Origin of the sequence: Nguyenibacter vanlangensis (genome assembly GCF_038719015.1) — a bacterium.
In the GTDB taxonomy this organism is placed as follows: Bacteria; Pseudomonadota; Alphaproteobacteria; order Acetobacterales; family Acetobacteraceae; genus Gluconacetobacter; species Gluconacetobacter vanlangensis.
Map to the genome: position 1 here is coordinate 2,398,900 of NZ_CP152276.1, position 12,434 is coordinate 2,411,333.

General features: G+C 68.7%; 9 protein-coding genes. 4 read left to right on the plus strand and 5 right to left on the minus strand.

Going from position 1 to position 12,434, the window contains the following annotated elements; genetic code table 11:
• Window position 1 precedes the first annotated feature (1 nt).
• The 5 genes from AAC691_RS11155 to AAC691_RS11175 form a co-directional block, all read right to left on the minus strand.
• Window positions 2–2,755 (minus strand): sensor histidine kinase KdpD, encoded by a 2,754-nt coding sequence (locus AAC691_RS11155; protein ID WP_342626934.1) that lies wholly within the window; start codon window positions 2,753–2,755, stop codon window positions 2–4.
• Window positions 2,756–2,758: 3 nt separating this feature from the next.
• Window positions 2,759–3,346 (minus strand): potassium-transporting ATPase subunit KdpC, encoded by a 588-nt coding sequence (kdpC, locus tag AAC691_RS11160; RefSeq protein WP_342626935.1) that lies wholly within the window; start codon window positions 3,344–3,346, stop codon window positions 2,759–2,761.
• A gap of 12 nt (window positions 3,347–3,358) precedes the next feature.
• Window positions 3,359–5,455 carry a potassium-transporting ATPase subunit KdpB gene (gene kdpB / locus AAC691_RS11165; RefSeq protein WP_342630195.1) on the minus strand — a complete coding sequence of 699 codons (2,097 nt, stop codon included), beginning with the start codon at window positions 5,453–5,455 and terminating at the stop codon, window positions 3,359–3,361.
• 109 nt (window positions 5,456–5,564) lie between these two features.
• The gene (gene kdpA, locus AAC691_RS11170) at window positions 5,565–7,271 is read right to left on the minus strand and encodes a potassium-transporting ATPase subunit KdpA (RefSeq protein WP_342626936.1); all 1,707 of its coding nucleotides are present in this window, start codon (window positions 7,269–7,271) and stop codon (window positions 5,565–5,567) included.
• 3 nt (window positions 7,272–7,274) lie between these two features.
• Window positions 7,275–7,364, minus strand: a complete 90-nt coding sequence (locus tag AAC691_RS11175; protein WP_323992760.1) for a potassium-transporting ATPase subunit F — start codon at window positions 7,362–7,364, stop codon at window positions 7,275–7,277.
• Window positions 7,365–7,785: 421 nt separating this feature from the next.
• Between AAC691_RS11175 and AAC691_RS11180 the strand changes: the two genes are divergently transcribed.
• The 4 genes from AAC691_RS11180 (at window position 7,786) to bla (ending at window position 12,186) form a co-directional block, all read left to right on the plus strand.
• Window positions 7,786–8,955 (plus strand): outer membrane beta-barrel protein, encoded by a 1,170-nt coding sequence (locus tag AAC691_RS11180; protein WP_342630196.1) that lies wholly within the window; start codon window positions 7,786–7,788, stop codon window positions 8,953–8,955.
• Window positions 8,956–9,233: 278 nt separating this feature from the next.
• Window positions 9,234–10,331: an acyltransferase gene (locus tag AAC691_RS11185; RefSeq protein WP_342626937.1), complete on the plus strand. Its 1,098-nt coding sequence runs from the start codon at window positions 9,234–9,236 to the stop codon at window positions 10,329–10,331.
• Between the two features lie 122 nt (window positions 10,332–10,453).
• Window positions 10,454–11,215, plus strand: coding sequence for a phosphoribosyltransferase (locus AAC691_RS11190; RefSeq protein WP_342626938.1), 762 nt, complete (start codon window positions 10,454–10,456; stop codon window positions 11,213–11,215).
• 17 nt (window positions 11,216–11,232) lie between these two features.
• Window positions 11,233–12,186: a class A beta-lactamase gene (gene bla / locus AAC691_RS11195; RefSeq protein ID WP_342626939.1), complete on the plus strand. Its 954-nt coding sequence runs from the start codon at window positions 11,233–11,235 to the stop codon at window positions 12,184–12,186.
• Window positions 12,187–12,434 lie beyond the last annotated feature (248 nt).

A 12,434-nucleotide genomic window follows, 5' to 3' on the forward strand; every position in this document is an offset into this window, starting at 1 on the left:
CTCAGCCCTCCAGGGTCTCGTTCGCCGCCGATCCTATCGTTTTTTCCCGTACCGCCTCACCCTGTTTCATCTCGGCGGCGGGAAAGCGCATGGTAAAGATCGCGCCAGAGCGGTCGGTGCGGCTGGCCGCCGCGATCGTCCCCCCCATCGCCTCGACGAACCCGCGCGCGATCGCCAGCCCCAGCCCGGTCCCCGGGCGGGTCCGATCACCGGCATGAAAGCGGGTGAATTTGTCGAACACGCGCTCGGCATCCTGCACCGCCAGGCCCGGCCCCTCGTCGGTGACGCGCAGCCACAGCCATCCCGCCTCGCCCCCGACCGCGATCGCGACCCGCGATCCCGGCGGGGTGTATTTCGCCGCATTATCCAGCAGGTTGAACACCGCCTGTTCCACCAGCACGTCGTCCAGCATCGCCAGCTTCAGGTCCGGCGCGACCTCCAGCGTCACACTGTGATGCTGCAGGATCGTCGCCGCCCGCGCCAGCGCGCTGCCGGCGATCTCGCCCAGGTCCGCGGGCACGCGGCGCGGTGCCAGCGCGCCCGCCTCCAGCCGCGTCATGTCCAGCAGGTTGGCAACGAAACGGTTCAGCCGCTCGGCCTCCTCGCGGATGGTCGCCAGCAATTCGCGCCGCCCCTCGGCGTTCAGCAGCGCGTCATAACTGTCCAGGCTGCTCGCCGCCCCCAGGATCGAGGCCAGCGGCGTGCGCAGATCGTGGGAAATCGAGGTCAGCAGCGCCGCCCGCAGCTTCTCGGTCTCGGCATTCAGCCGCACCCGGTCCAGGTCGGCCGCCAGGCGGATCCGCTCGATCGCCAGCGCCGCCTGGTCGTTCAGCGCATCCAGCAGCCGCTGCTGCTCGGGGTCCAGCAGCGGCCCGCTCCGGTCCGTATCCAGCCCGACAACCGCGACCGGCCCGTGCGCCGTGCGCAGCGGCACGAACAGCCGCCGCGCCCCCGGCAGATTGTCCGACCCGCGCCCCGCCCGGCGATTATGCTGCCAGCTCCAGGTGGCCGCCGCCAGGTCGGACGGCGCCAGCGCGTTTTCGGGCGGATAGCCCGCCTTCACGCTGAGCGTGCCGTCGGCCGGCAGCAGGATGACCGCATTCATGTCCAGCATGGTCGCGATCTGGTGGCAGGTGGTCCAGAGCAGGTCGTCCATCGCGACGATGCCGGCCAGCTTGCGGCTGAAGCGGTACAGCGCCTCGGTCACCTCGGCCCGGTGCCGCGCCACCATCGCCTGGTTGCGCACCCGCGCCCCCAGATGGCTGGCAATGATCGCCGTCGCCAGAAAGAAGAACAGCGCGACGATATTGTCCGGCGCCGCGATGGTGAAGGTATAGAGCGGCGGCAGGAAGAAGAAATTGAAGCACAGCATCGCCAGCAGCGAGGCATAGAGCGACGGCCACAGCCCGTACGCCACCGCAATGCCCAGGATCGCGGTCAGGAAGGTCAGCGAAACGTTGCTGACCGCCAGCCCCTGGCGCAGCAGCACCCCGACCGCCACCGACGCGGCAATCGCCCCGGTACTGACGACATAGGGCCCCAAGCGCGGCCGCGCGCGGGATACCGGCGCCTCCCGCGGCGCCCCACGCGCGGCTTCGTCGGGTGCGGCCTCGCCGACCACATGGATCGGAATCCCGCCCGCCGCCGTCATCAGCCCCCGCGTCACCGACACCCACGCCCAGGGCGCCACCCAATCCGCCCAGGGCCGGCGCGACGGCCGCCCGGCCACGATCTGCGTCACGTTCCGCTTGCGGGCATAGGCCAGCGTGTCCGCCGCCACGTCCTGGCCGGGAATCGTAACGGTCTCGGCCCCCATGGATTGCGCCAGATGCATCAGCCCGGCCATGCGCTGGCGCATGCCGGGACTCATGTCCCGGCTGGTCTCGACATGCAGAACGATCCACGCGGCATGGAACCGCTCGGCCAGCCGCCGTCCGTAGCGCAGCAACCCAGGCCCGGCATCCTGCAGGGTCAGGCACACCAGCACGCGCTCGCCCGCCGCCCACGGGCCGACGATCGCGCTCGCCTTCATGTGGTCCAGCAACTGGGCATCGACCCGCTGCGCGGTCTGCCGCAGCGCCAGCTCGCGCAGCGCCGTCAGATTCCCCGGCGAGAAATAATGCAGCAGCGCCCGCCCCGCCATGTCCGGGGCATAGACCTTGCCCTCGCGCAGCCGCTGCAACAGGTCGGCGGGCGTCAGGTCCACCAGTTCGATCTCGTCGGCCCGATCGATCACGTTGTCGGGCACCGTCTCGCGCACCCGCACGCGGGTGATGCTGGCCACCACGTCGTTCAGGCTTTCCAGATGCTGGATATTGACGGTGGTCAGCACGTCGATGCCCGCCGCCAGCAATTCCTCCACATCCATCCACCGTTTCGGATGGCGGCTGCCCGGCACGTTGGTATGCGCCAGCTCGTCCACCAGCGCCAGTCCCGGCCGCCGCGCCAGGATCGCGTCCAGGTCCATGTCCTGCATCACCTGGCCGCGATAGGCGACATCATGGCGCGGCACGACCTCCAGCCCCTCCAGCAGGGCGGCGGTCTCGGCCCGGCCATGCGTCTCGGCCACCCCCACCACCACATCGACACCCTCGCGCCGGTTTCTATGTCCGACGGTCAGCATCTCGTAGGTCTTGCCCACGCCGGGGGCCGCCCCCAGGAAGATCTTCAGCCGCCCCCGCCTGCGCTCCGCCGCCTCGCGCTCGGTCCGGCGCAGCAACGCGTCGGGGTCGGGCCTGTCGTTCCGTTCGTCCATGCCTTACCGCTGCTGCAGGCGATCCAGCGCCAGGTTCAGTTCAAGCACATTCACCCGCGGCTCGCCCAGCCAGCCCAGCAACGGCTGCGCGGTCATCCGGTTCACCAGCACGCGCACCTGCCCTTCCGGCAGGTTGCGCGCACGGGCGACGCGCGGCACCTGGAACAAGGCGGCCTGCGGCGAGAGATCCGGGTCCAGCCCGCTGGCCGACGCCGTCACCAGGTCGGCCGGAATCGGCAATCCCTCCCGCACCGCGTCGGGATTGTCCGCCTTCAGCGCCGCCACCCGCGCCGCCACCGCATCGCGCAGCGCCTTCGATGTCGGCCCCAGATTCGACCCGCCCGACGCGGCGGCGTTATAGGGCGCGCCCGCCGTCGCCGAGGGGCGCGGATGAACATAGCGCGCCTGCGTGAAATCCTGCCCGATCAGCGCCGAGCCCACGGCGCGCCCCTGCGCCACGACCACGCTGCCCCGCGCCTGGTGCGGCAGGATGATCTGCGCGATGCCGGTCAGCGCCAGCGGATAGATCAGCCCGGTCAGCACCGAAAACGCGGCCAGCAGCACCAGGGCGGGACGAACATGACGGACCATGACGGGATCCTTTCAAACCAGATGCAGCAGATTGACCAGCAGGTCGATCAGCTTGATGCCGGCGAACGGCACCGCGATCCCCCCCGCGCCATAGACCAGCAGATTGCGCCGCAACAGCGCCGCCGCCCCCACGGGCCGGTAGCGCACGCCCCGCAGCGCCAGGGGAATCAGCGCCACGATGATCAGCGCGTTGAAGATGATCGCCGACAGGATCGCGCTCTGCGGCGTGCCCAGCCGCATGATGTTCAGCGCCGCCAGTTGCGGATAGAACCCGATGAACATCGCGGGAATGATCGCGAAATACTTGGCCACGTCATTGGCGATGGAAAAGGTCGTCAGCGCCCCGCGCGTCATCAGCAACTGCTTGCCGATCCCCACGATCTCGATCAGCTTGGTCGGGTCGCTGTCCAGGTCGACCATGTTCCCCGCCTCGCGCGCCGCCATGGTGCCGGTATTCATCGCCACCCCGACATCCGCCTGCGCCAGGGCCGGCGCGTCATTGGTGCCGTCGCCGCACATCGCCACCAGCTTGCCCGCCTCCTGCTCCTTGCGGATCAGCGTCAGCTTGGCCTCCGGCGTCGCCTGAGCCAGGAAATCGTCCACCCCGCTTTCCGCCGCGATCGCAGCGGCGGTCAGCGGATTGTCGCCGGTGATCATCACGGTGCGGATACCCATCCGCCGCAATTCGGCGAAACGCTCGCGAATCCCGCCCTTCACCACGTCCTTCAGATGCACCACCCCCAGCAGCCGCCCGGCATCGATGACGGCCAGCGGCGTCCCGCCGCCCTTCGCGATCGTCTCGGCGATCTCGCGCACCGCCTGGGCAGCGGGATCCTGGGCAGCCGGGTCCCGCGCTGCCCGATCCTGCGCTATCTGGGCCAGCACGCTGTCCACCGCCCCCTTGCGGATCTGCCGCCGCCCGATATCGACGCCGCTCATCCGCGTCTGGGCGGTAAAGGGCACGAAACGCGCGTCCAGCGCATGCATCTCGCGCCCGCGAATGGCAAAGCGCTCCTTGGCCAGCACGACGATCGACCGCCCCTCGGGCGTCTCGTCGGCCAGCGACGCAAGCTGCGCGGCATCCGCCAACTCCAGCGGCGTCACCCCGGGCACCGGGACGAAATCGGCCGCCTGCCGGTCGCCGATCGTGATCGTCCCCGTCTTGTCCAGCAGCAGCGTATCCACGTCCCCCGCCGCCTCGACCGCCCGGCCCGACATGGCCAGCACGTTGAAACGCACCAGCCGGTCCATCCCGGCAATGCCGATCGCCGACAGCAGCGCACCGATCGTCGTCGGGATCAGGGTGACGAACAGCGCCACCAGGACCAGCACCGAAATCCGCCCGCCGGCATAGGCGGCAAAGCTGGGGATCGTCGCCACCGCGAAGATGAAGATCAGCGTCATCCCCGCCAGCAGGATGGTCAGCGCGATCTCGTTCGGCGTCTTCTGCCGCTGCGCGCCTTCGACCAGCGCGATCATCCGGTCCAGGAAGGTCGCGCCCTGCGCGGCGGTGATCCGCACAATGACCCAGTCCGACAGCACCCGCGTGCCCCCTGTCACCGCCGAGCGATCGCCGCCGCTCTCGCGGATCACCGGCGCCGATTCCCCGGTAATCGCCGATTCGTCGACCGAGGCGATGCCCTCGATCACCTCGCCGTCGCTGGGGACGAAATCGCCCGCCTCCACCAGCACCACGTCCCCCGGCCGCAGCAGCGGCGCAGGCACGGATTCGCATATTCCGTGCCGCGACCAGCCGCCGTCATGCTCGGGCGTCAGGCGCCGCCCCAGGGTCTCGGTCCGCGTGCGGCGCAGGCTCTCGGCCTGGGCCTTGCCCCTGCCCTCGGCCAGCGCCTCGGCGAAATTGGCGAACAGCAGGGTAAACCACAGCCACAGATTGATCTGTACCGCAAAGCCGGTCTGCGGCGCCCCCCGCGCCAGATCGCGCGCCAGCAGGATGGTCGTCAGCACGGTGACGATCTCGACCACGAACATCACCGGGTTGCGCCACAGGATTCGCGGATCGAGCTTGCGGAAGCTGTCGACGATGGCCGGCCCGATCAGTTCGGGCCGCATCAGGCCGCCGGACGGCCGATGCGGCCGCCCGTGCATGTCGGGCGCCAGCCTGGGTTTGGGAACATGAATGGTCATCGCCTGTCAGCCTGCCAGCAAGGAAATTCGGGGAGGGAAATTCGGGGGAAGGATATCCAGGGAAAGAAAATCACGAGAGTACGCCGCGCAGCATCGCCAGGTGCTCGACGATCGGCCCCAGCGCCAGCGCCGGCAGGAAGGTCAGCCCCCCGACGATCAGGATCACGCCGCAGACCAGCCCGATGAACAGCGCCCCCTGGGTGGGAAACGTGCCGGGCGAGGGCGCCAGCGTGCGCTTGGCCGCCATCGCCCCCGCGATCGCCAGCGCCGGCACGATCACGAAGAACCGCCCGACCATCATCCCGATGCCCAGCGTGACGTTCCAGAACGGATTGGCCGTCAGCCCCGCGAACGCGCTGCCGTTATTCGCCGCCGCCGAGACATAGGCATACAGCGCCTCGGAAAATCCATGCGGACCGCCGGTCGACAGCGCGGCCTTCCCCGGCGCGACCACCACCGCCAGCGCGGTCAGGCCCAGCATCATCAGCGGCAGGCACAGCACCGCCAGCATCGTCATCTTGATCTCGCGCGCCTCGATCTTCTTGCCCAGATATTCCGGCGTCCGCCCGACCATCAGCCCGGCCATGAACACGGCGATGACGGCGAACAGCACGAAGCCGTACAGCCCCGACCCCACGCCGCCGAAGATGATCTCGCCCAGCATCATGTTGACCATCGGCACCATGCCGCCCAGCGGCAGGAAACTCTCATGCATCGCATTCACCGCGCCGCATGACGCGTCGGTGGTGACGGTGGCGAACAGCGACGACGCCGCGATGCCGAACCGCACCTCCTTGCCTTCCATGTTCCCCAGCCCCGGATTCACCCCCAGCGCGGCGAAGGCCGGGTTGGCATGCGCCTCGGACCAGTACAGCGCCGCGACCCCGATCAGGAACAGCGCCGCCATCGCGGAAAACACCGCCCAGCCCTGCGCCTCGTCGCCGACCATGCGCCCGAACAGGTTCGTCAGCCCCGTCCCCAGCGCGAAGATGCACAGCATCTGCAGGAAATTGCTCAACGCGGTCGGATTCTCGAACGGATGCGCCGAATTGGCGTTGAAGAACCCGCCGCCGTTGGTGCCCAGCATCTTGATCGCTTCCTGGCCGGCCACCGGCCCGACCGCGATCGTCTGGTGCGCGCCTTCCAGCGTGGTCACGTCCACCGAGCCGGCCAGGGTCTGCGGCACGCCCTGCCAGACGAACAGCAGCGCCAGCACGATGCAGGCCGGCAGCAGCACGTACAGCGTCAGGCGCACCAGATCGACCCAGAAATTGCCGATGGTCGCGGCCGACCGCCGGGCAAAGCCGCGGATCACCGCCACCGCCACCGCGATCCCGGCGGCGGCCGACAGGAAATTCTGCACCGTCAGCGCCAGCATCTGGCTCAGATGACTCATCGTCGTCTCGCCGGCATAGCTCTGCCAGTTGGTGTTGGTCAGGAAACTGACCGCGGTGTCATAGGCCAGGTCCGGCGCCACCGCCCCACGGCCCAGCGGATTGAGCGGCAGCACGCCCTGCAGCCGCAGGATCAGATAGACCGCCAGGAAGCAGAACAGCTTGAATGTCAGAACGGCCATGGCATAGCCGCTCCAGGACTGCTCCTCCGCCGGGTCGATCCCCGCCAGCCGGTACAGGCCGCGCTCCACGCCCCCCACCAGTTTCGTCGGCACGATCCGCTCGCCCGCCGTCACCCGCGCCAGATACCCCCCGATCGGCCGCGTCATCGCCACGACCAACAGGAAAAAGACGAAAATCGTCGCCCAGCCCGCCACGGTCATTATTCAGAACCTTTCAGGACGGACCAGCACCAGGGTGACATAGGCCAGCAGGCCGACCGTCACCGCCGCGCCCAATATCAGATCCAGGCTCATGGCTCAGATCCGCCGGCAGAACGAGACGAACCCGGCGCAGGCGGCAAATCCCGCCAAACCGAGCCCCAGATACAGAACGTCATGCATGTCGCCTCTTCTCCGCGATGGATGATCCTGCGGTCCACGCCGCGCCACACCGATTATCCGACGACCGCCATAGGAATGAGAGAGGGACCGCCGCCCCGCCGCATAGGAATCTCATAGGAATGCGCGCCCAAATGCACGCATCGCCGCCGCGCGGCATGGCGTTCCGCGAACGCCTCGGGCATGGTCCCGGCGGAGGCGTTTTCTCCTGTCCCGCTTTCTCCCTCCTGCGAAAAAGAAAATAAAATTCTTTTCCATGACACAAAATATCGGAAATCTCTCTTTCTGGCGCCCGGCCGGCTGCGCCCTGCTCGCCCTGCTCGGCACGTGGTCACACATGCCCTCACAAGCGCGGGCGCAGGGGGCGAAGGACTGGTTCGACGCCATCACCGTCAGCGGCCAGGTCGAGGGCGGCATCGACGCCAACCCGGCGCGCCCCGCCGACGGCAATAATTTCGGCCGGCTCATCGGCGACCGCGCCACCCAGGCCCTGCTCGACCAGATCACGATCACGATCGCGAAGACGGTCGACCAGACATCCTCGTCCTATCAGGCCGGCTTCCTGCTGCGGGGCCTGTACGGCGCCGATGCGCGCTATTACAACATCGCCGGCATTTCCGACCGCGCGCTGACCGGACGCAACCAGGTCATGCCGGCCCAGGCGCATCTCGACCTGCACCTCCCCTGGCTGATCCGTCACGGGCTGGACATGCAGGCCGGCATCCTCGCCGCGCCGATGGGGGTGGAAACGCTCGATCCGGCGATGCGGCCGTTCTACACGCTGGCCTATACGACGGAATATTCCACGCCGTTCGAACATGTGGGCGCGATGGTCCAATTTCATGCCACCGACCGATGGGACATCCTGTTCGGCGTCGATACCGGCAACCAGGTCTCGTTCGGGCGCGGCGACGACAACGATGCCGCCGCGGGTTATTTCGGCCTGGCGGGCAACGGCCTGGCCGGCGGCAGACTATCCCTGCTCTATCTGTCCCGCGTCGGGCCCGAGGACGCGGTGCGCGCCCTGGGCCCGCGCGCCAACGGCGCGCAGCGCTTCTGGAACGATCTCGACATGACCTTCAAGGTCGATGACCGCCTGTCCCTGACCGGCGAATTCAACGCGATGCATGACGAAGGATTGCGCGCCGATACGGTCAGTTTCGTCGGTTTCCTCGGTTATCGGCTCACGCCGACGCTCACCGTCAATTATCGCGGCGAGATCTATCGCGACAATACCGGGCAATTCGTCACCAGCTTCCTCGGCGACGCCGCCTATATGCGCGCCCTGCTCGGCGAGCCCGCCGCCACCCGGACCGCCCCGCCCACCACCTATGGCGCGCTCACCCTGGGCGTCACCTGGCACCCCACCCTGGGGCGCCCGTTCAAACTGTTCGAGATCCGCCCGGAAATCCGCTTCGACCGCTCCCTGAACGGCACCACGCCCTTCAACGGACTGCGCAACGCCGGCATGTTCGCCTTCGGCGGCGACGCGCTGCTGGGCTTCTGACCCCGCCCCCGGATTTCCGACGCCCTGCCGCGCGCCTCTCTCAGGTCAAACCATATGAAAATCCAAACAGGACTGCGTTCTTGCATCTATCATCCACGACATGCACGAACCTGAAGGCATCCCGCGCGCTATAGACTCCGTCACGGCGCGACCGTTCACGGAATGGTCACCCGTTTCATTTCCGGATGCATCAACTTTGTTCTTCCGATAAGCGATTATGCGACGTGATATTCCCGCCAACGGCTCAAGGCCACCGGCTCAAGAAGGAAACCGGCGTCATGGCGAGGCGTCTCTTTCACACGCTGGACGGGCTGCGCGGTCTGGCAGCCGTGGCGGTCGTACTGGTCCATATGGGTAAAGTGTCGTTCCCGACGATCTGGTATCCTGCCGGGGGCTATCTCGCGGTGGATCTCTTCTTCGGGCTCAGCGGCTTCGTCCTGGCCGAGGCATACGCCGCCAGGCTGGATGCGGGGCTGTCCCTGGCGGCCTTCATGCAGAAACGCATCGTGCGCCTGTGGCCGCTCTACGCGCTCGGGCTCGGGCTCGGCGCGGCCGCCGCGGCCTTGCGGATCGCATCCCATCACGCGCCGCCCTCAGCCCTGGCCCCTTTCCTCCCGGCGCTCTTCTACTGCCCATGGTTCGGATCGGACGGCGTGCTCTACCCGCTCAATTTTCCGGCCTGGTCGCTCTTCTACGAACTGCTCGCCAATATCGTCATGGCGGCGGCGTGGCGCAGGCTCGACAACCGGACGCTGATCGGCCTGGTGTGCCTCTCCGCGCTCGGTCTCGTGGTGTCGGCCCGTCTCCTGGGCTCGCTGAACGCCGGAATGATCTGGAGCTGGGCGCCGGCCGCCCTCGCACGCGTCGGTTTCTCCTTCTTTCTCGGCATCCTGCTGTGGCGCGCCGGCCCCCGCCTCCTGAACGTCAGCGTCCCCCCGAACGTCAGCGCATGGGTGCCGATGGGGCTTCTCGCCCTCGCCCTGGCCGTCGATACGCACCACATCCCGCGCCCGCTGCTGGACCTGTCCGAGGTCTTTTTCCTGCTGCCGGCGATCATCTGGCTCGGCGCATCGACCAGACCAACGGGCGCCAGCCTGATGATGTTCGAAGCCCTCGGGGGCGCGTCCTACGCCCTCTATGCCGTTCACGCACCGATCCTCGGCCTTGTCGCCGCCTTTCTGAACAGCGGGCTGCATATCCCCCCGAACACCGCATCCCCCTGGCTCTGCCTTGCCATACTTGCCGGACTCGTCCTGCTCGCCTGGTCGCTGAACAGGCTGGACGTCGCATTCCGCGCCCGCCTCGATGCGCCCGCGCGATGGGTGACGCAACGCGCCGCCAGGGCGCAGCCCGCCGACGAGGCCATCCGGGGCTGACCTTGCCGGCGCGCGGCACGCGGCCACCGGGTTCCCGGCCGGCACGCGATGGGATAATTTCCCGGAATAGTTTCCTGGAATAGTTTCCCCTGCCGCACCCGCACCGACAAGGGCCGCCCCGCGTGACCACCCCGCCTCCCTATACCGCCCACTGGTCCCCCGCCGTCCCCGATCGCGGCCGTCCGCACGGCGATGCCCCGGCGGCCTATCCGGCCCGCTATCCCGTCCGGCTGCGCGACGGCTCCTGCCTCGACCTGCCCCTGCGGCCCCTGCCGGGCGGCGAGAAAGCGGTGGCCCTGCTGATGGCGAACCAGACCGGCTTCGCGGTCGAACGCGCCCTGGCCGACCGCCTGACCGCCCTGGTCGGCGACGCGACGCGCCAGGCGCCCGTCCAGGCCGTGGCCGGCGTGCCCACCATGGGCCTGGCCTATGCCCGGCCGGTGGCCGAAGGGCTCGGCCTGCCCGATTACGTGGCGCTCGGCCATTCCCGGAAATTCTGGTACGACGACGCCCTGTCCCAGCCGGTCAGTTCCTATACCAGCCCCGACCAGACCAAGCGCCTCTATCTCGACCCGGCCCTGGTCTCGCGCGTGCAGGGGCGGCGCGTCGCCCTCGTCGACGACGTGCTCAATACCGGCCACACGATCGCCGCCGCCATCCGCCTGCTCACGCGGGCCGGCGCCGAGATCGTCGCGGTCGCCGCCATCCTGACCGAAGGCTGGGACTGGCATGCAACGCTGGCCGCCCTCGACCCCGCCCTGCCCGCCCAGGTGCGCGCCCTGGGCCATATCCCACTCTTCACCCGGACCCCGGCCGGATGGGCCCCCCTCCCCGGCACCGACCGGCAACACGGCCCGACCGCCCGCAACCCGGCCGCCACCTGACCAGCCCGCCCACCGCCATGCCAACCACACCCTCCGCCACGCGGCGACGGACCGCCATCGGCCTGTCCGCCCTTCTCACTGTCCCGTTCCTCCGCCCGGCGCGGGCGACGACAGCCGCCGCCCCGGCTGCTTCCGCCTCGGGTATTGCCGCCTCGCATATTGCCGCCTTGGCCGCCATCGAAAGCCGGCATGGCGGCCGGCTGGGCGTGTTCGCCCGCGACACCGCGGGCGAAGGCACCCTGGCCTGGCGCGCCGACGAACGTTTCACCCTGTGCAGCACCTTCAAGGGACTGCTCGCCGCCCTCATCCTCGCGCGGGCCGCGGCCGGGCAGGACGATCTCGCCCAGCCCATCGCCTACACGGCCCGGGACCTGGCGCGCGCCGGCTATCCCGATTTCGCCTGCCCCGTCACGGCCGCCCGCCTCGGTGACAGGCCCCGGGAATCGATGACGGTGGGCGAACTCTGCCAGGCGGCGGTCGAGGCCAGCGACAATCTCGCCGCCATCCTGCTGATGCGCCGCGCGGGCGGCCCCGCCGGCCTGACCCGCTTCGTCCGTACCCTGGGCGATGCGACCACGCGCATCGACCGCTACGAACCGGACGCCAACGCCTATCGGGGCGCGCTGGACACGACCACGCCACGCGCGATCGTCGCCACCACCCGCGCGATCCTGCTCGGCAACGCGCTTCCCCCGCCCGCCCGCGCCCGGCTGGAATCCTGGATGGTCGCCGCCCGCCCCGGCCGCAACCGGCTGCGCGCGGCCCTCCCGCCGGATTGGATCGCCGGCGACCGCCCCGGCACCTACGGCCCCGAGGAAACCAACGATATCGCCCTGGTCCACCCGCCCGGCCGCGCCCCGCTGCTGGTCGCAGCCTATTACCACGCCCCGACGGTGCCCCCCGCCGAACGCGAAGCCGTGCTGCGCCAGGTCGGCGCCGTCTTCGTCGACTGGGCCGTATCGTCCCGGTAAGATGGCGGCGTACCCGTTCTTTTTTGAAAAAAAAGAACCAAAAAACTTTCAAACGTTTGGAGACGATGTGCCGGGCACACACAAAGTCCCTTAACGAATAAAAGTCTTTTTTCTTCTTTTTCTTCAGAAAAAGAAGAATAACCCTTTCACCACCCCGCGCCCCCTCATTTCAATAGCCATGCCCCTCATAACCATAGCTGCCGCGTGCCCCGGTCGCCGTAATCCGGCCCGCAGGCCGCCAGCAGCAG